Origin of the sequence: Lacticaseibacillus thailandensis DSM 22698 = JCM 13996 (assembly GCF_001312865.1) — a bacterium.
GTDB lineage: Bacteria > Bacillota > Bacilli > Lactobacillales > Lactobacillaceae > Lacticaseibacillus > Lacticaseibacillus thailandensis.
Map to the genome: position 1 here is coordinate 108,189 of NZ_BBER01000004.1, position 20,701 is coordinate 128,889.

The window sequence follows — 20,701 nt, forward strand, 5'->3', positions numbered from 1 at the left end:
CTATGAAAATGGCATCAACATATTTACCGGAAGAAAACCGGGCTCAAAACATCGTCAACGGGTTGCGTGAAAAGGGCGTGCAACTCGTGGAATTCATTTACGTCGACTATAACGGTGTGGCCCGCGGCAAAACCGTGACCATCGACAGTTTGAGCCGCCACATTGTGGATGGTGTGGGCCTGACGCTCGTGCAGTTTGCAGCCACCGCGCGCGACGAGATCGTCGACGTGCCCGGCCTGACCGCAGTGGGTGAATCCCGGCTGGTACCCGACCTGGATTCCATGCACATTCTGCCCAACCATCCCCAGGTAGCCACGTTCATGTGCGACCACCTGACCCAGGACCAGCAGCCATTCACGGCTGATCCCCGGGGCCTCCTACAGCGCGTAATTGCCGACGCCGCACAGGATGGGTTTACGGCCCAAGCTACATATGAAAATGAGTTCATGCTGCGTAACGCGGAGACGGACGCGCCCGCAAACGATAACTTCTGCTTCGACACCGACGCCATGGAGTTTGCATACGACTTTATCTCCGAGATGATCGACCAGCTGAAGCAAATGGGTATCGGTATTGATAAGTACTACCCCGAAGCCGGCACCGGCCAACACGAGTTACCAATGCGGCCGTACCCGTTACTGCAAGCGGCAGACAACGAAATCTGGTTCAAGCGCGAAGTCCGCGCCGTGGCCCGTAAGCACGGCATGCGCGCCACCTTTGCACCCAAGCCGGACATGCAAACTGAGGGTAACGGGGGACACCTCCACCTCTCCTTGTGGGATCAAGCCGGCCACAACGTGCTGGCAGACGCACAGGATCCCGTGGGGTTAAGCCAACAGGGGTACTACTTCGTCGGCGGTATTCTGGCCCACATCCGCGGCTTACTGGCACTGACTGCTGCCACCGTCAACTCCTACCAGCGCCTCCAACCGGGTGAATGGAGTTCGGCCTACGCCGCTTACGGCAAAGACAACCGGGAAGCCGCGGTCCGGATCCCGTCCACCCAGTGGGACCACGTGGCTGCAACTGCCAACATTGAGCTCAAGGCTAGTGACGCTACGGCCAACCCTTACCTCGCACTGGCAGGTCTGCTGAGCGCCGGCCTGGACGGCATCCGTAATCACATCGATCCGGGAGCACCAGTCAACGTCGACCCCGCCACCCTGACGGACGCGGAACGCGAGGCTGCCGGTATTCAGCGCCTGCCGCTGACTCTGGATGAGGCCTTACAAGCACTCAACGCGGACGCCCTGTTCAAAGACCTGATGGGTGAGCAAATGTTGACGGGCTACACCGCGGTCAAGCAGGCAGACATCAACCACTTTGCCCACTACGATGACCAAGCCATCGGTACCGAAACCGCCCACCTGTACTAAAACCAAAGGAGTTGCCTATGCGCGCACCGCATTTAACTCGTCGCGGCATGGACCCACCCCGCCAATCCGGACTAATTACGGACGGAAAGGAGTGCTAACTATGTCCATCAACGCATTTGTTCAATCACTACCATTACTTGACCACCACGCCCACTACCTAATTCGGGGCGACGTGGCCGACCGGGCTCACCGCTTATTGCGGGTATCCAGCGAAGCCGACGCCCAGTACCCAATTACCGATACGGCTAACCGGTTAGCGTGGTCGGCCTTCCAGCAGACGGCACGTGACTTTGATCCCACCGTGGCTGCTGCTTACCAGCGTGGTGCCACCCCCGAGGAGGCACTGCAGCCTATGGACGCGGACCATTACCGTGACTATAACCACCGCGTCTTTGCGGCTTATCACTACCAGACGCTGTTCATCGACACGGGCTTCGTGCCCGATGACGCCATCCTTGATTTGAACGCGACGGCCGACCTCACCGGCCTGACCGTGCGCCCCATTTACCGGCTGGAAACCCACGCCGAAGCCTACATGCAGCAGTACGCCGACTTCGACGCCTGGTCTGACCACTTCCTTGACGCCGTTGGCCACGTGCGTGCGCACGGCTACGTCGCTGCAAGTCTATTGCCGCCTACCGTGTCGGGTTACAGGTTACCCCGGTGACGCCCGACGCTGCGCGGGCCGCCTTTGACCAATGGCGCCAGCACTACGAAGAAACCGGCGTGGCCCGCCTGGAAAATCAGGACGTCATTAACTACCTGCTCGCACTGGTAGCACCGGCCCTGATCAACCAGCACCTGCCACTCCAATTCCACGTGGGCTATGGCGACGCCGATACTGACCTGTACCTGGGTAACCCGCTCTTGCTGCGGTCATTCTTACGGCGATTCTGCTACGACGGGTTGCAGGTCGTCCTGCTACACTGCTACCCCTACCACCGGGAAGCGGGCTACTTGGCCAGCGTCTTCCCCGGCGTCTACTTCGACACCTCACTGGTCAACAACCTGGCGCCGTCCAGCACCATGAGTGTCGTCCGGGAGTCACTGGAGCTGGCCCCGTACTCACGCTACCTGTTTGCTAGTGACGCCAGCACCTACGTCGAAATGTACGCGGTCGCCGCCCAAACGTTCAAAGCCGCGCTGGCCGCCCAACTGGACGCGGTCACAACCGCGACGGACGCGCAGAAGCAAAGTTGGGCCCGCATGGTCTGCTACGCCAACGCCGCCAACCTGTACGGTGTCGCCGTCACGGCCACCGATTAACCACATATAATTGAAGGAGTACCTTATGCAGAAGAAGCAACTATCATTACTGGAGGTCTTTGCACTCTCCATCGCCATGGTCGCACCCACTGGGGCCATGGCCTTTAACACCGCCGGCGCCGCCAACATGGCCGGCATCAACGTCCCGCTCGCCTTTATCCTGGGGGGTATCGGCGTGATTTTTACCGGGATCAGTTTCGTCGAACTCGGCCGCCGCATCCCCGGCGAGGGTTCCGCCTATGCGTACAACCGCCAGGCCCTTGGTGAAAAGGGGGGCTTTGTGTCCGGCTGGGCCCTCATCCTCACCTACATCACGTTCACCACTAGTAGTGCGGCCATCGTGGGAAACTTCCTCAACGTGTTCCTCGGCCACTTTGGCATCCACGGCCCGATTCCACTCTACATCATCGTGGCCCTACTCATTAGTGATTGGCTCAGCCACCAGGGCATTGAGTTCTCCACGCGCTTTGCGCTGACGCTTGAACTAATTGCCGTGGTCGTGCTCACCATCCTGACCGTGATCATCATTACCCACGGGGGTAACGCTGGCAACACCGCTGCCCCACTGGACCCACGTCACGGGACACTCGGTACGTTGGGCGGTGGGATGATTTTTGCCTGATGTCCTTTGCCGGGTTTGAAGGGGCCGCGACCATCGCGCCGCGCGCCAAGAAGCCAGCCAAAGCCATTCGGGTCGCCCTGATCGGGGCCGTCCTGTTCGCCATGGTCTTTTACTGCATCGTGAGCTACGCCGAAGTGATCGGCTTTGGGACCGCGCACATTGGCAAAATGGCTAGTTCCAGCGCGCCGCTGAACTACCTGGCGACCCGTTATGTTGGCGGCTGGATGGCCATCTTCATCGATTTTGCCTCCGTCACCAGTTACTTTGCCTGCTTCTTTGGCGCCCTGAATGCTGGGGCCTTCATCATGGAGCCATGGCCAACAAGGGTTATATGCACCCGTGGCTGGGCGCACTCAAGGGTGATAAGCAGACGCCGACCCACGCGCTCGACCTGATCACCGGGCTGGCCATCCTGCTTTACGCCGTGTTCGGCATCCTCAGTCACGTCAGTGCCACGAATTACTACAACTACTTTGGGACGATTGGGATGTACCCACTCCTGCTGGTGTACGTCTTGGTCAACATTGGTGCCATTGTGTACTTTAACAAGCACCGGGAACACTTTGGCTTCTGGAAGCACGTGGCCGCACCCGTCATTGGGTTGCTGGTGATGGTCTTCCCCATCTACAGTAACTTGTGGCCCGTTCCGGCCAAGCCGTACAACATCTTCCCGTACGTACTGATCATCTGGCTGGTCATCGGTATCTTCGTTTACCTGGCCCGCAAGCACGGCAAAGCGGCAAAGTAACCACTAAATAGCACCAATTAAAAAGGCGTTACCCGTTGAACGACGGGTAACGTCTTTTTGCTGGTCCTAGATAATTTGGTACTCCAACGATAGCTCCGGCGTACTAGCCTTCTTACCGAACTGTTCGCCGTTATTCAGTTGCCAGCAGAGGGTACTAATGGTCAAATTCTGTGCGGCGACCTGCGCCCGAATTGCATCGAGCCCCGCGGCAATGCTGGCCGCATTATTCTGCGTGCTCGCGACCACATACTGTCCCTGTGGCCGCACGATTACCGGCACGTCACCTGTTACTGGGGAGGTGACTGCCTTCAAAATACGAAAATTCGCGGTTGCATACCCCGTCGCATCTGCGGCAGGTAAGTCGGTCAGAAAACCGGATGCTTGCTTGTCGACCAACTTTAGCCGGCCAATGAGCGCGTAAAATTGTTGGTACAGATCCCGCACCGCCTCGTCCGTACACCCGACCGATTCGGGTGACGTCCAAAATTGGGTCCGCGGCCGCCGCACCACCATGGCCCGACCAATGGGGGCTACGGTAACGGGGCGGGCCTGTAGCCGGTCAGCCAACAACGTCCGCAGTTTCGTCAAGTCCGTCAACTTGGCCTCAATACGGGCTAACAAGGGGGTAATATAGGCGTCCAGTTCGGCACCCGTGGCCCCGACGACGCGTTGCGTATCGGCGACCGACAACCCGAGATGGCGTAGCTGGAGAATGAATTGAAGCTGGTACAGCTGGTCTGCGGCGTAATAGCGGTAACCATTTTCCCCCACCTTTGCCGGGTGAAACAATCCCACTGCGTCATAAAACTGCAAGGTGCGGCGGGTCGTCCCCGCTAGGGTCGCAAACTTGTTGATGGTAATCATTGTCCGTCCTCTTTCTTGACCTGCACGTCACGTGATAGTTTACACTAAAGTCAGTTCGTTGGTACCCAACTAAATGTGGAGGTGCATATTATTATGAAGGCTTTTGTTGTGAACCATGCGGGTGATTCATCCGCGCTGGAACTCGTTGACCGGCCCATGCCACATGCAGACGCCACGCACTCAGTGATGCGGATCCGCGCGTTTGGCGTTCACCGGTACGAAGTGTTGACCCGTGAAGGCGGATCGCCTAGCGTGCATTTTCCACGCGTACTGGGTGTCGAAGCCGTTGGTGAGGTGGCAGCAACGGCACCCGATTCCGGCCTCAAAGTCGGCGCGCACGTGCTGACCATTAATGGCGGCTTTGGCCGGGCCTTTGATGGCAGTTATGAAGAGTACGCGCTAGTACCTAACAAGCAACTGTACACAGCCGACTACCAAGGTAGTTGGACTGACTTTGCCCAGTATCCCGAGACCTTCAGCACGGCCTACGGGGCCCTGCAAAGTTTGCGTCTCGCCCCACACGACCACCTGCTGGTCCGTGGTGGTACCTCCGCTGTAGGTCTGGCCATCATCAAGTTAGCTAAGGCCAGTGGCTACCAGGTAACGGCCACTTCCCGCAAAGCCGCACGGCTGGCCTTCTTACGTGACGCCGGTGCGGACGAAGCAGTGCAGGATCGCGACGGGCAACTACAGACCGAGTCCATGTACGCCGGCATTATCGACCTCGTGGGGGCCACGACCGTCATGAACTCGGTGGCCCACATTAACGTTGGTGGGACATGCTGCATGGTTGGTCTACTCAGTGGCGAGTGGGTCATGCACGAATTCTCGCCGTTTGACCTACAGAACCGCTACCTGACCACTTACGACTCCGGCTTTGCGGACCAGCAGTTGATCAACGCCATGTTCGCCCTGATCAACGCCCACCACATTACCATCCCCATCAGCAAGGTCTTCCCGTTTACCGACTTGCCGGCAGCACAGGATTACGTAATGGCCAACCCGCAAATTGGTGAAGTCATCGTTACAACTGACTAGCAAAGGAGGTCACAATATGACCCGTGATGAACTCATTACGTACTGTCAAAACGAGTACAATGCCGTCGTTGATCATCCGTTCAAACATTACCCCCATTACGTGGCCCTGCGCCACCCAAATGGCAAATGGTTTGGGCTGATTATGAACGTGCCCGGCACCAAGTTGGGGCTGGATGACCCCCAAGAAATCGACATCGTTGACTTGAAGGTCGAGCCCGAGCTCAACTCGATTCTACAGACCCAACCGCGCTTCCGTCCGGGCTACCACATGGCCAAGAAGCACTGGCTGACGGCGTTATTGGATCAATTTGAAAGCGTGGACAACCTTGCTGACCTCATTGAGGGCAGTTTCGCCGCCACTAAATAAGGCACGGCGTCAACAGGGCAACCATAGTTACCCTTGTTGGTGCGCCCCGCTTATTAGGCGCAACAAAGGCCGCTGGTATCCGCATTGCGTCATGGTAACGCGGGTACCGGCGGCCTTTAAACAATCATTTTATTGCTCAAATTTACACAACGTGTAACCATCTGCTTGGGCCTGCGACAATGTCATCGTCTCAACGCTCTTGGCGCTGCGCAAACCGCGACAATGCGGATCAAAGTGGTACCGCGATCCCGACGGCGTGACGTAGACCGTGCGGTTGTCCCCCTGACCATTGGTCGTGGCCGTAGTACTGGTGGTCCGCGCCGGCGCCGTGCTACTACTCGACGCCGCTTGATTGGCCGTTACGGTACTGGTGCCGTCGGCGTAGTTCAACTGCACCCCATCCTGAACGTTAAAGATGTAGACGTTGAAGCTAACCGCGTCATCGCCCACCGATTGCGCCATCATGTGCACACCTGAGCTAGTAGGTTACTACCCTTGAACACCGGCACCACCGCATAACGAACGTAGTGCTGCGGGGATTGCTTCAGGTAATCCGCGATATCGTCCTCATAGTGCAACATCTCCGGACTGTTGAGCGAACGCGTCCCGGTCATCAGATTGCGCCAATTATTGTTTTGTCCGGTTAGCTGGTAACCGATCAGGTGACTGCGATTGTACAGGTAACCACTACGAATGCGCTTATTGTGCCACCCAGTCGGATCCACCGTTAATTCCTCGCGCTTCGCGGTCGGCATCAACGACTGGTTGAGTAACGCCTCAGCATCGGTTGCCCGGTTGTACCGGTCCAGCGCACCGTAATATTGCCAAGCCCCCTTGGCCGTGCTGAGTTCCTGCTTGGTAAAAGTCGGGTGGCCATTATTGACGTCAATCGTCTGCGTCCCCCGGTATTGTAGCTGTGCTAAATTAGCACTGGTCACGCGTCGCTGGTGCCTCTGGTGCTTAGTCACGTGGTGTGACTTAGCCGCCACTTGCTGTACAGACGTGTTGCCCGCGGCGTCAGGTCCGGTAACGTTGACCGTCGCCCCGCCGGCTAGGCCCGCGATCACCGCCACGACGGTTAGTAATCCCCACAGGTGCACTTGCGCCCAGCGCTTACTCCACTTCATTGTTGTCCCAACCTCTTCCTCATTACGTGCTGTTACCCCACTGGGGTTATTATCGCGCAAATCGTGCATCAATAATACGCTAATTAATAAATTACTATGTGGACGCGCCGTACCTGGTGGCACCGACAGCATTCTTTAGAAACTTTCAATACGAAATCGCTTGCATCTCCCCATACTTCTGGACATAATATAGTCAATTCCAGTCGGCTTGGGGGCTACATATTATGAACGGTAAGGTACAGATATTACGGTTCGCGTTGGCGGTGACCGCGGCCGTCATCATCGGTTTTGTCGGGTTAATTGGTATTCAATTTGCCACCAGCATTCACATTGCACTGAACTTTCCCCTGATACTCTTCCTAGTGGCGGTGGTGGCAACAGCGCTGGTGGTGCTCTATATCATCAGTAAGTTTTTCAGCCTGCTCCGCCTGATTGCCGTCAACAAAACCTTTACCCAGCTTCCATCGCCGTGTTCCGGCACATTCGTATCGCTAGTCTAATTGCCGCCTTCACCACCTTGGGGTGTCTACCCGCCATGTACATGTGGCAGATGGCGATGATGCACCCGGCCTCATGCTCGTCGGTTTGGGTGTGGCATTCATCCCCTTTGCCATGTACGCCGCCTTTGCCGTCGTCGAGCAAGTACTGCGGACGGCGGTTCGGACCCATCAGCACGCTTAATGAACGCAATCCCGTACCTGGGGTCCCTTCATGATGAAGGGGCCCTTTTTTTGGCGGCGCTGTGGTTAACTACAGACCCCAAACAGGTCAGTATGCCCGTTTCCCGACACCAACAAAAAGGTGCACCCAGGAAGTAGCTCACGGCCACTCCTGCATACACCATGACGTCAATATTTTCTGCTTTATTCCAGGCGGTGGTCCGCAATTACTTTGCCATGATCATAAGTCACTTCATCGTCGTCAGTAATTGCACGCAGTACCTTTGCCGGGCAACCCACCGCCACTACGTTCGCAGGCAGGTCCCGAGTGACCACAGCACCCGCACCGATAACGGAATTAGCACCGATGTGGACACCAGGTAAAATGGTGGCGCCCGCGCCCACCCACACGTTTGCGGCAATCACCACCGGTTTACTAAAACCATACGACTGCCGGCGCAATTGGGCCGAAACCGGATGGGTACCGGTCACAATCGTCACGTTGAGCGCAAGCATGGTGTTGTCGCCAATCCGGATTTCCGCGTCATCCACAAAGGTACAGTTGAAATTCACGTAGACATTTTTACCCAAATACACATGGCGCCCACCCCACATGGCATAATACGGTACCTGAACGTAACTACCGACACCGACTGCAGCAAACAGCTGACTCAGCATCGTCGCCTTCTTACGTTCATCAGCGGGCGTGTATCCCAACTGGTTGTATTGGTGCATTGCCTCTAGATAGTCGTTGTAATGCGGGTCAGCATAGTTTGAATTAAAAACGCGGTAAAGGTCACCCGAATTCAACGCCTGGTCTACTTTCTTTGCCATATTGTCAGCCTCCAATTGATCCTTGGTCGGTAATGCGGGCCACACCTGAAGCGTAATGAACGACCCAACTAGTTTTGGGTGCCTTTATTCTACCATTGTTGCCAGTGCACATTTTTCTTGATCGAAGTCTGCACTTGAGTTGGTATTTCAGCATTATCGGCTGCCTCACCCAAGATGACCAATGCAGGCAGATAATAACCATCCTTGGCGCCAACTAATTCTTGAATCTGATCCGGCTCTTGCTTCACCAGAGCATGAATCCCAGTACCCAGACCCTCGGCAGTTGCCGCCAGCAACATATTTTCAATCAACGCCCAGCCGGCACCGTAATCCCACAGTCCCCATTTGTTCTTGCTGGTAGTCAAATCATACTTCATGCGTAGGTACGGTAAAATTACGCAAGGTGCCTCTTTAATCATCGTCCGTTGCCGCGAATACGAAATTTTGAACATTTCTTGTTGTGGGGTTTTTGGTTCTTTGATGCGATCAGGGTATGGTTTCACAATTTGTGCGATGGCGTCCAGCTTGTCACGGTCCGTCACGGTTACCAATTGCCACTGGCGCTGATGGTTGGAGGATGGGGCAGCGAGTCCCGCTGACAATATCCGCTCCAATTTATCTTGAGCAATCGGCTTATTCTTGAATTGGCGAATCGTTCGCCGCTGCTTGATTACGTCATAAAATTCCATTTTTCCTCCTCGTCAACCGTTTGCAACTGCTAAACTGTACACGTCACAAACACCTGCATCCACTGGTTGTTATCTGGTGACTGGCCAACTTAGTAAATTAATTGACCGTCTGATATCGTACTTTAAGGATACACAATCGGTACTTGCATGTCAAATATGCAACAAATTAATTGTCGAGGGCACCCACCGCGGTGCCTACCGGCCTTGCACAACTACTAGGCCAGCCACATAAGTATGGTAAACTGTGGGTAGTTAAGTAGGGGTTACGCGGGCGCAACCCCTACGCAAGGAGGATATCGACATGCAAATTACCCGACACAACGAACCCAACCAAACCAACGGTGAACCACCAGTCGTTGGTCATCAGCTTCCCGACTTCACGGTAATTCAAGCTGACGGGACCACCCTCATCGCCCAGGACTTGCGCGGTGCTTACACCCTGATCAGCGTCGTGCCCAATATTGACACGCGCGTTTGCAGTATTTCAACCAAACGCTTCAACGAATCCGTGGACCGTTTCCACCATATCAACTTTCTAACGGTCTCCACCAACACGGTCGCCGACCAAGCTCACTGGTGTGCAGCCGAAAACGTGCACCGGATGCAGCTGGTGTCCGACCAGGAGCACCATTTTGGTGGCGCCATGGGCCTGTATATTGCGAGTGACGGCACGGATGCGCGCAGCGTGTGGATCATTGATCCACAAGGCAAAGTCGCGTACCGTGAACTCATCACGGAACAAACCCACGAGCCCGACTACGACAGCGCCCTGGCATACCTCGAAGCACACCAAGAACTCAATTAATTCAGCCCAACAAAAGGGGCGCGGCCAATGGTCGCGCCCCTTTGTGCCCACTACTTCATTCATGTGTACCCGCTGACAACATGCCCGCGTGCCACCGGTCAAGGTCTACCGACACGAAGACGACCTCCTCATTGGGTTGCAACGCCCAAGTGGTCGCATCAACCACCTCTGGGTACGGTGGGCAACTCAACAATTGAGCAATTCCCGCCTGGGTGTCGTGCAACGCCGCCCGAGCATTGTTCGCCCCAACGACCAGACCTGGTAAATTAGGACTAGTCACCGAAATGAACGGGCCGGAGTCTGCAGTGAAGTATTTAAAAATTACGGGGTAAGCTACTACCGGTCGTTTACGCATAAACGTCGCCCTCCTTGAAACGTCACCATGCACAGTATCACTGGTTGCTATGCCAATAGCGTACGGCGAGTGACCGTCAAAGGGTACCACGAAAGCGACCCACTGGCGGGCGAAAACCAGCGCCGGTACTGGCGTCATGGCCGTTTCAAGGTGTTAGCATAAATTTGGTGGTTTTCCCATTCGGGGCATGTCGTGCGCAAAGTCGTTGCAGACCGTGCCACCAGGGCGGTTGTAGTCGCCCCACATCATCCACACGTTGGTCGCAACTACCGACTGCTACGACTCAGCGTCCAACTCTTCTTCAAAGCTTTGAATAAACCGCTATCACTGTAAACCAGTACGTTATCACGGTAGGCCCGGGCACTGAACCAGGTAAAGGCCACCAAAAAGACAACACTGATGATCAAGGAAAGCGTCACCATCCCCAGGCCCATTTGGCCCACCCCAAAGCGTGCTGGGGCCACCATGGGACTCAAGAACGGAATGTAACTCATTGTCCTTAAAATGGGGCCACTACCCGAGCTCACGTTGAGCGCCGCCATGTATCCGATTACGCCCAGGTAGAGAACCGGCTGGAGGGCCATCCCAGCCTGCTCCTGGTTGCTGACAAGGGATCCACACAACGCCGCCAACACGGTGTAACTAATAATCCCAATGACAAAGAACGCCACCATCACCAGGACGAACGGCCAACCAATCCCCGACCAATCAATCGTGGCCAGGAATTGACGGACAACCGCAAACCGGTCCCGCAACAACCACGCGATGGCGGCTACCCCGGCATACGCACCAATTTGCACCAGTAGTAACACCGTCACGCCCAGCAGCTTGCCGTAAAATTGCGTGGAGGCCTTAATGGCCGTCAGGATCGACTCCTCAATCCGTGAACCCTTCTCCGTAGCAATTTCTTGCGCCACGATGGTGCCGTAACTCAGCAAAAAGACGTACATCAGGGCCCCGACGGCTAGTGACAAGATGACTTTCAACCAGTCAGTCTTACTGCGGGCAACCACCATTTTGCGGGCCTTGAAACTCACACTTTGGGTGCGCAATTGCGCCGGCGCGTTGAGCTGCGCCAGCTGCGCGGCAGACAGTCCAAGCTGTTGCGCGGTATCCATGGTCTTGAGCCCGGAAAGGGCCCGCCGCACGGTGGCGGCATCCACCGACTGACCATTGTCGCGGCTGTATAAATGGGCCGCATGGTCCAAGGTGCGGGGTACGACCAGCAGCGCATCGGCATCCTCATGCCGTAACTGCCGCTGACCCGCTGTCTTGGTTGCTGCCACGGTGTACGTGATATCGCCATCCGCACTTGCTTTGAACGCACTGGCAACAGCACGCGGCGCGACCACCACGACGCGAGCCGGCTCATGAGTATGGCTCACGTACCACTGGATCACCCAATCGCGCCCACTGCCAGAAGCGGGGTCAGCACCAAGCTCCACCAGGAAAAGCTACGGATATTCTTCCGGAACACCATGCTGGCAATCAACCATAATTTACGCATGTTCGTCACCCGCTTTCCTGCGAAAAATCTCGTCCAAACTCGGAGCGTGCTGCTGGAACCCCGCAATATATTCCCCCTGCGTCACTGTCTGGAAAATAGCCTGCCCGCGCTCCGGGTCATCCAACTGTAACTCAAACTCATCCCCATGCCCTTGCACCGCCAACACCCCGGGCAATTGCGCCAACGCGTCAGCCGATAACCGCGGCTTGGTGAGACTAATTCGGGTCTCACCGTACTGGGCGCGAATCTCGCCGACCGTGCCCGCAAGCACCACGGCACCGTTTTTCAGCATGACTAAGCGGTCGGACAGCGACTCGACATTGCGCATGTTGTGGCTGGAAAAAAAATAATGGCCGATCCACTAGTCTGCAAGTACCGCACGCCTGCTTCCAGCAGGCTCGCATTGACCGGATCCAGACCCGAAAACGGCTCGTCTAAGATTACCAGTTTGGGCATAAAAATCAGGGCGGCAATCAACTGCACCTTTTGCTGATTACCTTTGGACAGATCCTTGACCTTATCCGTCAGCTTGCCCTTCACTTCAAAGCGCTCCAACCACTCCGGCAAAGCATCCCGCACCGCTGTGCGGGTCATACCGTGCAGTTGGCCAAAGAACTCGATTTGCTCGACTATGCTCAGCTTGGGATACAATCCCCGCTCCTCGGGCAAGTAACCAATAAAGTCATGGTCAATTTTGCTCATGGCTTGGCCTTGCCATTGCACCGTCCCACTATCAGGGTGCAAAAAAATCCAGAATCATCCGAAACGTCGTCGTCTTGCCCGCACCGTTTTGGCCAATTAGACCCAGAATTTCACCTGGCTTAACAGTGAGGCTGATTTGATCCACGGCCACCTGTTTACCAAAGCGCTTTGTGACCCCCGTCAGTTCCAGCATATTATCCCCTCCTTCGTTCATGGCGTTAACATTCATCCAGAAGGTATCATTAAAGCGATGAAAGCGCAATCATTTTTATTTTTTTTGGGGGGGACACCCACATGGTGGTCAGGGCGGTTGCACTCAGCTTCAGCAAAAAGCCAGCGCAGTCGATAGTGACTGCGCTGGCTTTTTTTTAGGGTCTACATTTTCTGGTATTGGTGAAAGCCAATGCCAGTTTTTTAATTTTGGCAAATCAAAAGGGCATCATTGTCCCCTCATGCTACGATTTAAGCGCCTAAACCTAATCGAGAAGAGGAAATATGGTGCCCCAAGGTGATTCTATCCTAAGTTTGCTCGAATTGACAGGCCCACATCTCGCAGAAATCGCTATTAGCCAGCCAAAGCGAGTGCAAGGGAGAAAGATCCGTGTAGTCAAAGCGACGCTGAGTTCACCACTGAGTGCTTTCACATCATGCAACTGGCGGCTAGGGCACTTGATCAGGAGCGCCTACGGCTACTCCACCAAGAAATCGACCAACATAGTCGTCGCTATCGCATTCTAAAATCTCAGTGGCGCTTATTTCACCTCAACGAAGACAAATTTGAACGAGCCAAGAGCCAATATTTACGGGGATTAAAGGAATGAATTATCCCTGTCCCGCAGGCCGCGGTTAACCTCGGTCTCGATCAAGCCCCACGCTTCCCACGCTTCCGAGCTGCCTACGGAATATATCAAACCATCATGACAGCCCTGAAAAACAAGTCAGGAGTCAAGCTGGCCCATTTACTGAAAAACTATAAGAGTTGTGGCAACGCCATGGACGCTACCATCGCTACGCTGAGAAAAAAACAAACATGCGATACTAAATAGCTGCCACTATTCCCATTCAAACGGTCCTCTTGAAGGCCTCAACCGAAAAATCAAGACGCTGAAACGTAACTGCTTTGGTTTCCGAAATCAGTACAACATGTTTATCCGCATTCGGCTGATTCATGAGTAAACAAAAACACATTCTCCGGAGTGAATGTGTTATCAACAGAGTATCACCAATACGATTTGACGAAGACCAAAAAAAACGCCCGCCACCCCCGCGGGGATGGTGGACGTTTCCTGGACGGAACCAAAATTACTTAACGGTAACTTCAGCGCCAACTTCTTCAAGCTTGGACTTGATGTCGTTAGCTTCGTCTTCAGTAACACCTTCCTTGACGTTAGAAGGAGCGGCGTCAACGACACCCTTAGCATCCTTCAAGCCAAGACCAGTGATTTCACGAACTGCCTTGATAACCTTAACCTTCTGCTGACCAGCATCAGTCAGTTCAACGTCAAAGCTGTCCTTAGTGGCAGCATCGTCACCTGCAGCAGCGCCAGCAGCAACTGGGGCAGCAGCGGTAACACCAAATTCGTCTTCGATAGCCTTTACCAGGTCGTTCAATTCAAGGATGGAAGCACCCTTGATCTGTTCAATAATAGCGTCTTTGTCCAAAGCCATGATTGAATCCTCCATTTTGTTAGTTTTGTTAGTAACGTTACGCAACGAATCGCCAAACCGACATTAAGCGGCTGGTTCTTCGTCCTTGCTGTCTGCAATCGCCTTGATGACGTATGCGAAGTCGCGTACAGGTGCCTGAATGGCAGATGCGACCATCGAAATCAAGCCATCGCGGTCTGGCAGACTTGCCAGCTGTTCGATTTCTTCAAGGCTGGATTGCTCGCCCTGAATGATACCACCCTTAAGCTTCAGGTTTCAAATTCGCCGGCGAACTTCTTACCAATGCGGGCCGGAGCCACAACATCAGTTTCAGAATACAAAATAGCCGTTGGGCCAGTGAACAGTTCGTCCAAGCCTTCGTAGCCAACCTTGTCAGCGGCACGACGTAGGTAAGTGTTCTTAACCACTTCCATCTTGGAGTCACTTTCACGTAATTCCTTACGCAACTGGGTAACCTGGTCAACCGTCAAACCACGGTAGTCGATAACGATTACGGTAGCGGCGTTCTTCAGGTTTTCGGCGACTTCGTCAACAACCTTAGCCTTTTCAGCAATAATTGCTTCACTCATGTGTTTTACCTCCTTTGTAGTATTGTGGTGGAATTTTTATATAAAAAAAACTCCATGTCCACCAAGACATAGAGGTATCGAATACTACTTGATACCACCTCGGCAGGATGATTAAGGCTAACGCCCCCTGAGTCTTAGGTGAAGTTTTAACACAAGTGACAGCTTACCATGCCTGCCCCTAACCGTCAAGCCCTACTTGCCGACCACGGTCCGTGGCGCCAGCGTTTAGTAATGGTTGCCAATCTTGACCCCCTGCTCACACTAACCGCCATGGCGAACACAGGTACCAACAGGCGTTGATGCCCCGTGTCAGCATGCTAATCTTGGTCGTGGTGCTGGTGCAAAATCCGGTCCTTGACTGCTTCGTATTCATCTGCGGATAGGATTCCTTTGGCCTTCATCTCACTTGCCCGTTCTAGGTCGTCAAAGTCACTGGTTGCTTGTTGACGCCGCTGCGTTGCAGCCTGCCGAAACTCTTCAGTGTCCGCACTACCCGCCATCACGTAGGCGACTAACTCCAGAACCCCACCAACGATTGTAAAGATCAGGAAGAAAATTCCCCACGCCAACATGGAACCGCGTTGGGCAACGAACGCCTCATCACTCGCATTGTGAAACTTTAACAGGAGCGACCCACCAATAATCATCGGCACCCCGACGATGGCACCAATGATCGTGAGCGTGCAGAGCGCACCCACAACGATGGCCCAAATAGCCCCTACATAAGACAGCGTTTTGGCTGTCTGCAAATTTGGATTACGCATAATCTCACCCTCCGTGTCCTTGATCACCTAACACTTAAAGGATAACTGGGGCTGGTGGCAATCGCATCCGCCGTTGGACTGATTTATGCCTCCGGGTGAGTTGGCGGCGTCGTGGGGTCCTCCGAGTTGGCCGCACTACTTGCTGGTGCGTCCGCATCGCTACTGGTCCCTGACGCCGTCGGGGTGTCGCTACTCGCAGCCGTTGACGCGGAAGCATCCTGCGTGGCAGCATGAGCGTCGTTAACGTCCACTCCCTCTTGCTTCAACGCCGCCGCCTTAATATCCTCAAACTCAGCCTGGGAAATGACGCCCTTCTCCTTGAGTTCATATGCGCGTTCAACACTACTAAAGCTCATGGTCGGTCGCGCATCAACGTTCGCCGCTGGCACGTGGTTGTTCACCTGGAAGTAGGCAACCAACTCCAGCACACCGCCAACGAGGGTACAAAATAAGAAGAAGATCCCCCACCCTAGCATGGCACCACGGTGGGCATAAAAATTGTCATCGTTATAGTGTCGGAGCCGCAACAAGTAAATCCCACCAATAATCATGGGAATGCCCAGAATAATCCCGATGATCGTCAGGCAATACAATGCCCCCATCACGATGGCAAAAATAGCCCCAATTAATGACAGTGTCTTAGCTGTTTGTAGTTGCGAATTGTCCATGATTGCTCTCCTTCACTTTGCGAACGGTAACCTTGTGCAAAGTATACCACAGCGTGCACTGACGCGAATACGTCGCACGACTGCTTGTTAATAGTGATGCTACCTCAAGCCTGTGCTGACATCCGCAACAAAAATAAGGCAGGCAATAAAAAAACAACCACCGGCCATAACGGTCGATGGTTGTTCTCAACGCGCTTAATTAGAACTGGTTAGCGTCAACACGGACGCCAGGGCCAAACGTGCTCGTGACAGTCAGAGACTTCACGTAAACACCCTTAACGGTGGATGGGCGCGCTTGATCATCGTGTCGTTGAAGACACGGAAGTTCTCCAGCAACTTGTCAGAATCGAAGCTAACCTTACCGATAATGGCGTGGATAATACCAGCCTTGTCGACACGGTAGGCTACTTGGCCAGCTTGATGTCGTTAACAGCCTTGGTAACATCCATCGTCACCGTACCAGTCTTGGGGTTTGGCATCAGACCCTTAGGACCAAGGACACGGCCAAGACGACCAACCTGGGCCATCATCTGGGGCGTGGATACAGCAACATCAAAGTCCATGAAGCCGTCAGCGACGTCCTCAACCAAGTCCCGGCCACCGACGCGGTCAGCACCAGCTTCTTCAGCCTGCTTAGCGGCATCGCCTTCAGCGAAGACGATCACCTTCTGGCTCTTACCAGTACCGTTAGGCAGGACGATTGCCCCACGTAACTGCTGGTCAGCCTGCTTAGGGTCAAGGTTCAGGCGGTAAGCCACCTCAACCGTTGCGTCAAAGTTTGCGTAGTTTGTTTCCTTTACGAGTTCGAGCGCTGCCTTAGGGTCGTACACCTTGTCGGCGTCAACCTTCTTAACGGCCTCGAGATACTTCTTACCATGTTTTGCCATTCTGGGATTTTCCTCCTTGCAAATGTGGTCAACGGACGCATGCGTCCTTCCACTTGATTACGTCGGCTTTTACCGACAATCCGACCTACTGTTCCGACTTAAAGCGCAGGTTTAGCCCTCGACTTCAAAGCCCATGGAACGAGCGGTACCTTCAACCATGCGCATAGCAGCTTCAACACTACCTGCGTTAAGGTCTTGCATCTTCGTCTCAGCAATCTGCTGAACCTGGTCCTTGGTAACCTTAGCTACCTTCTTGGTGTTTGGTTCACCAGAACCCTTGGCAACACCGGCAGCCTTCTTCAAAAGAACGGCTGCTGGTGGCGTCTTGGTAACGAAGTCGAATGAACGGTCTTCGTACACAGTGATGACAACAGGAATCATGATACCTTTTTCCTGGTCCTGAGTACGTGCATTAAATTCCTTCGTGAAGCCAGAGATGTTAATCCCAGCCTGCCCCAAAGCAGGACCAACTGGCGGCGCTGGAGTTGCCTGACCAGCGGGAATCTGAAGCTTAACGACATTTGCTACTTTTTGTGCCACGAATAATTACCTCCTTATTCCGTGCTGTGGTGTTGATGGCCAGTAGTTTTGGCCTCCCACTTGTATGCACAAAACATACTTGAATAATATACCACAGTGCGGTGCGCGAAGCAATCGCCACGACGCGGTGCTGCGGACACCGCACAACGCTAGTCAATGCAAGGACCTACTGGGTAGCGGCCACGTGCAGTTGGCCAACCGCGCTGGTCACGTCGGCATAGCCTTTGCTAGTCAAAATGTCTTGCAACTCCTGGTTCAACCGGTCAAAGATGGGCACGCCTTCTGGCCCGAACGCCGTCGCCACCTGCACCATCGACGCCCCGCAGAGAATCAGGTCGTAAACATCACGCCCCGTCTGTACGCCACCAGTACCGATCTGCGCGATATCATCCCGCAACCGTTCGTGGAGTGCCCGCACATTGGCCAGCGCCGTTGGTTTAGCGTAGCCCCCGCCAATACCACCGAACCCACCTTTGGGCTCAATTGCCGGGGCATCAGTTTGGGGATCCACGAAGAAGCCGTTACCCAAACTATTAATACTGTTAGTGTACTTCACTGGATATTGGTTCAGGATACGTGCAATCGCGTCAAAGTGGATGGGGTCAAAGAATGGCGGCAACTTCACCCCTAACTCTAGCTGGGGGAACCGCGTAAACACCTTATCCAGCAGGGCATCGGTCGCATCAAAGTCATACGCCAACTGCGGGTGGCCCGGAATATTCGGACAAGACAGGTTCAATTCCACGATTCCCGCAAAGTCGTTCGCGGCAATTTGCGCCAACACTGCCAACTGGTCCGCTTCGGAAAAGCCGGCCACCGACAGAAAGTTGTTGGCGCCGTGATCAGGCAGGGCGGTCAGGTAGTCGAGATAATAAGTGAGCCCCTTGTTGGGCAGACCCATAGAGTTAATACTGCCATACGGCAACGGCGACATCCGGTGACCCGGATTGCCCGCGCGCGGCGTCAAGGTCGCGGTTTTGGTCACAAAACTGCCTGCACTACTGTGACGCAATTTTTCCAGATCCCCAGCGGTCGAGCAACGCACCCCGGCACCATTCATCAACGGACTACTGTACGTCCGTCCCAAAAATTTTGTTGTTAACGTCATGATTATGCCTCCTTGGCTGGCACGTGCAGTGCCTTCAACCCGTGCATGGACAACATGGTGATACAGCTCAATACGTACAGCGTGGCCAGGGAACCCATGACCACGATCAACGAGTAGTGATCCATCAGGAAACCAATAACGACTGAGGAAAAGCCGCCGATTGCCCGCCCAATGTTGACGATGACGTTATTGGCGGTCGACCGAATCGCACTCGGGTAAAGCTGGCTGATCACCGCACCATAACCACCAAACATCCCGTTGGAGAAGAAGCCAACGATAGCACCCGCTAGTAACATGGTGGCGCGACTGTTCACCATGGCGATACCAAAGACGGACAGGGCTGACGCTAACAGGAAAATGCCAAACGCGCGGCGCGGGCCAAACTTATCTAGAATGGTCCCGAACGTCATCATGCCTAGGCTCATCCCGACGATGGTCGTGATCATCCACACGGAGGAGCCAGACACGGACAGGTGCAGCTGGGCCTGCATGATGGTTGGCAGCCAGCTCATCAGGCCGAAGTAACCGGCAATTTGCACGATCACCATGAAGATCAGGGCCAGGGTTTGCACGGCTAACCGTGGCGTTTTAAATAGCTCACCCACGGTTGCTCGCGGTGTGGCCCCGGCAGCTTTGCGTTCGAGGAACCCCTCACTCTCCCGCACGTGCCGCCGGATAAAGACAATCAGGATCACGGGCACCACGCCGACCAGGAAGAGGGTGTTCCAAGTGCTAACGCTCAGCACCCAGGCCGCAACAATAGCGGCTAACACGGCACCGACCTGGCCACCAATTGCGGCCACGGAAGTCAAGCGCCCAATATCTTTGCGCGGAAAGTTATCGGCGATGAGCGTAATGCCAACGCCGTACTCCCCACCGGCACCAATTCCGGCAACGAAGCGGCAGAGATAAACCATATAGGCGTTGTGGGCAAAGTACATGGCGGCAGTAGCAATGGCAAAAATAAAGACCGTCTGCGAGAATGTTTTCACACGCCCGAAACGATCACCTAAAATACCGAATATTAAGCCGCCCACCAACATGCCGAGGTTGGTGATGGTGACGATGAATCCCGCCTGGGTTCCGTTCAGATGCATATCTGCAGCGATAGAACTCAGCGCGAACGACAGGAACATGACGTCCATGTTCTCCAACGCAAAGCCGGCGCTGGTGGAAGCCAGCACCCACTTACGCTGCGCAGTCACGGAATGCGACTGCGGGACCGACACTACTTGACTCATAATAATCCCTCCAAAATGGCTGCTCACAGGCAACCGTTATTTTGTGTTCATACGTCGCAAGCAGTATGCCACATTCGCACCGCTGTGACAAGAGTCAATTTAAGTAGCGACTGGGGGGTGATGAGGAGCGTAGCCCTAACACCATCTTGCATGCCTGGGCATACGATCACGTTAACTACTTCAAATTTGATGGCGTTGGACGTGTGGGTGGTCACAAGCTACGGCGGAGAGTCGGTCAGCCGCGGGCGCACCGCCACGTGCAAGCTTATCCCACCACGCCAACAGTGCAAAAATATG

17 protein-coding genes, 8 pseudogenes and 1 other annotated feature are annotated in these 20,701 nt (G+C 54.5%); of the genes and pseudogenes, 10 read left to right on the forward strand and 15 right to left on the reverse strand.

Annotated elements, in window-relative coordinates; genetic code table 11:
- Positions 1-8: 8 nt before the first annotated feature.
- From JCM13996_RS06985 to JCM13996_RS06995, 3 genes and pseudogenes are all read left to right on the forward strand, one after another.
- Complete coding sequence (locus JCM13996_RS06985) at positions 9-1,376, forward strand: glutamine synthetase family protein (RefSeq protein WP_054750584.1); 1,368 nt, start codon at positions 9-11, stop codon at positions 1,374-1,376.
- A 100-nt stretch (positions 1,377-1,476) separates the two neighbouring features.
- Positions 1,477-2,642, forward strand: a pseudogene (locus JCM13996_RS12930) (amidohydrolase family protein).
- A gap of 25 nt (positions 2,643-2,667) precedes the next feature.
- Positions 2,668-4,012, forward strand: a pseudogene (locus JCM13996_RS06995) (APC family permease).
- Between the two features lie 66 nt (positions 4,013-4,078).
- Here JCM13996_RS06995 and JCM13996_RS07000 read toward each other — a convergent pair.
- On the reverse strand, positions 4,079-4,876 hold the full coding sequence (locus tag JCM13996_RS07000) for a MerR family transcriptional regulator (protein ID WP_054750585.1): 798 nt from the start codon (positions 4,874-4,876) through the stop codon (positions 4,079-4,081).
- A 93-nt stretch (positions 4,877-4,969) separates the two neighbouring features.
- Here JCM13996_RS07000 and JCM13996_RS07005 point away from each other — a divergent pair, with 93 nt between their 5' ends.
- The gene (locus tag JCM13996_RS07005; protein ID WP_054750586.1) at positions 4,970-5,914 is read left to right on the forward strand and encodes a zinc-binding dehydrogenase; all 945 of its coding nucleotides are present in this window, start codon (positions 4,970-4,972) and stop codon (positions 5,912-5,914) included.
- A gap of 16 nt (positions 5,915-5,930) precedes the next feature.
- Positions 5,931-6,281, forward strand: coding sequence for an MmcQ/YjbR family DNA-binding protein (locus tag JCM13996_RS07010; RefSeq protein WP_054750587.1), 351 nt, complete (start codon positions 5,931-5,933; stop codon positions 6,279-6,281).
- A gap of 129 nt (positions 6,282-6,410) precedes the next feature.
- On the opposite strand, the pseudogene JCM13996_RS07015 reads toward JCM13996_RS07010, so the two are convergent.
- Positions 6,411-7,276: pseudogene (locus tag JCM13996_RS07015) on the reverse strand (DNA/RNA non-specific endonuclease); the annotation flags it as partial.
- A 356-nt stretch (positions 7,277-7,632) separates the two neighbouring features.
- Between JCM13996_RS07015 and JCM13996_RS07020 the strand changes: the two are divergent.
- The gene (locus JCM13996_RS07020) at positions 7,633-7,908 is read left to right on the forward strand and encodes a hypothetical protein (RefSeq protein WP_054750588.1); all 276 of its coding nucleotides are present in this window, start codon (positions 7,633-7,635) and stop codon (positions 7,906-7,908) included.
- Between the two features lie 43 nt (positions 7,909-7,951).
- Positions 7,952-8,089 carry a hypothetical protein gene (locus JCM13996_RS10930; RefSeq protein WP_156321904.1) on the forward strand — a complete coding sequence of 46 codons (138 nt, stop codon included), beginning with the start codon at positions 7,952-7,954 and terminating at the stop codon, positions 8,087-8,089.
- Between the two features lie 182 nt (positions 8,090-8,271).
- Here the strand turns inward: JCM13996_RS10930 and JCM13996_RS07025 are convergent, their stop codons facing one another.
- A complete protein-coding gene (locus JCM13996_RS07025) occupies positions 8,272-8,901 on the reverse strand; it encodes a sugar O-acetyltransferase (RefSeq protein WP_054750589.1) in 630 nt (209 codons plus the stop codon).
- 89 nt (positions 8,902-8,990) lie between these two features.
- Entirely contained in the window at positions 8,991-9,590 is a 600-nt protein-coding gene (locus JCM13996_RS07030) for a nitroreductase family protein (RefSeq protein ID WP_054750590.1), read from the reverse strand.
- A 301-nt stretch (positions 9,591-9,891) separates the two neighbouring features.
- Here JCM13996_RS07030 and JCM13996_RS07035 point away from each other — a divergent pair, with 301 nt between their 5' ends.
- Positions 9,892-10,395, forward strand: coding sequence for a thiol peroxidase (locus JCM13996_RS07035; RefSeq protein WP_054750591.1), 504 nt, complete (start codon positions 9,892-9,894; stop codon positions 10,393-10,395).
- Positions 10,396-10,450: 55 nt separating this feature from the next.
- On the opposite strand, the gene JCM13996_RS07040 is transcribed toward JCM13996_RS07035, so the two are convergent.
- The 3 genes and pseudogenes from JCM13996_RS07040 to JCM13996_RS07050 all read right to left on the reverse strand — a co-directional run bounded on the left by JCM13996_RS07040 (position 10,451) and on the right by JCM13996_RS07050 (position 13,152).
- Complete coding sequence (locus JCM13996_RS07040) at positions 10,451-10,750, reverse strand: hypothetical protein (RefSeq protein ID WP_054750592.1); 300 nt, start codon at positions 10,748-10,750, stop codon at positions 10,451-10,453.
- Positions 10,751-11,016: 266 nt separating this feature from the next.
- Positions 11,017-12,150 carry an ABC transporter permease gene (locus tag JCM13996_RS07045; protein WP_162205196.1) on the reverse strand — a complete coding sequence of 378 codons (1,134 nt, stop codon included), beginning with the start codon at positions 12,148-12,150 and terminating at the stop codon, positions 11,017-11,019.
- A gap of 99 nt (positions 12,151-12,249) precedes the next feature.
- A pseudogene (locus tag JCM13996_RS07050) lies at positions 12,250-13,152 on the reverse strand (ABC transporter ATP-binding protein).
- A gap of 433 nt (positions 13,153-13,585) precedes the next feature.
- On the opposite strand from JCM13996_RS07050, the pseudogene JCM13996_RS12935 reads away from it, so the two are divergent.
- Positions 13,586-13,780 (forward strand): annotated as a pseudogene (locus JCM13996_RS12935) (ISL3 family transposase); the annotation flags it as partial.
- A 211-nt stretch (positions 13,781-13,991) separates the two neighbouring features.
- Positions 13,992-14,135 (forward strand): annotated as a pseudogene (locus JCM13996_RS10495) (transposase); the annotation flags it as partial.
- A gap of 126 nt (positions 14,136-14,261) precedes the next feature.
- Here the strand turns inward: JCM13996_RS10495 and rplL are convergent.
- From rplL to JCM13996_RS07090, 8 genes and pseudogenes are all read right to left on the reverse strand, one after another.
- Positions 14,262-14,627, reverse strand: coding sequence for a 50S ribosomal protein L7/L12 (rplL, locus tag JCM13996_RS07055; RefSeq protein WP_054750593.1), 366 nt, complete (start codon positions 14,625-14,627; stop codon positions 14,262-14,264).
- 63 nt (positions 14,628-14,690) lie between these two features.
- A pseudogene (gene rplJ / locus JCM13996_RS07060) lies at positions 14,691-15,196 on the reverse strand (50S ribosomal protein L10).
- A 34-nt stretch (positions 15,197-15,230) separates the two neighbouring features.
- Positions 15,231-15,353: a sequence feature (ribosomal protein L10 leader region), on the reverse strand.
- Between the two features lie 160 nt (positions 15,354-15,513).
- Positions 15,514-15,960 carry a DUF5362 family protein gene (locus JCM13996_RS07065; protein WP_054750594.1) on the reverse strand — a complete coding sequence of 149 codons (447 nt, stop codon included), beginning with the start codon at positions 15,958-15,960 and terminating at the stop codon, positions 15,514-15,516.
- An 83-nt stretch (positions 15,961-16,043) separates the two neighbouring features.
- Positions 16,044-16,628, reverse strand: a complete 585-nt coding sequence (locus JCM13996_RS07070) for an SHOCT domain-containing protein (protein WP_054750595.1) — start codon at positions 16,626-16,628, stop codon at positions 16,044-16,046.
- Between the two features lie 199 nt (positions 16,629-16,827).
- Positions 16,828-17,515 (reverse strand): annotated as a pseudogene (gene rplA, locus JCM13996_RS07075) (50S ribosomal protein L1).
- A gap of 111 nt (positions 17,516-17,626) precedes the next feature.
- Positions 17,627-18,055, reverse strand: coding sequence for a 50S ribosomal protein L11 (gene rplK / locus JCM13996_RS07080; RefSeq protein WP_054750596.1), 429 nt, complete (start codon positions 18,053-18,055; stop codon positions 17,627-17,629).
- A gap of 166 nt (positions 18,056-18,221) precedes the next feature.
- Complete coding sequence (locus tag JCM13996_RS07085) at positions 18,222-19,163, reverse strand: dihydroorotate oxidase (RefSeq protein WP_054750597.1); 942 nt, start codon at positions 19,161-19,163, stop codon at positions 18,222-18,224.
- A 2-nt stretch (positions 19,164-19,165) separates the two neighbouring features.
- Complete coding sequence (locus JCM13996_RS07090) at positions 19,166-20,404, reverse strand: MFS transporter (protein WP_054750598.1); 1,239 nt, start codon at positions 20,402-20,404, stop codon at positions 19,166-19,168.
- Positions 20,405-20,701 lie beyond the last annotated feature (297 nt).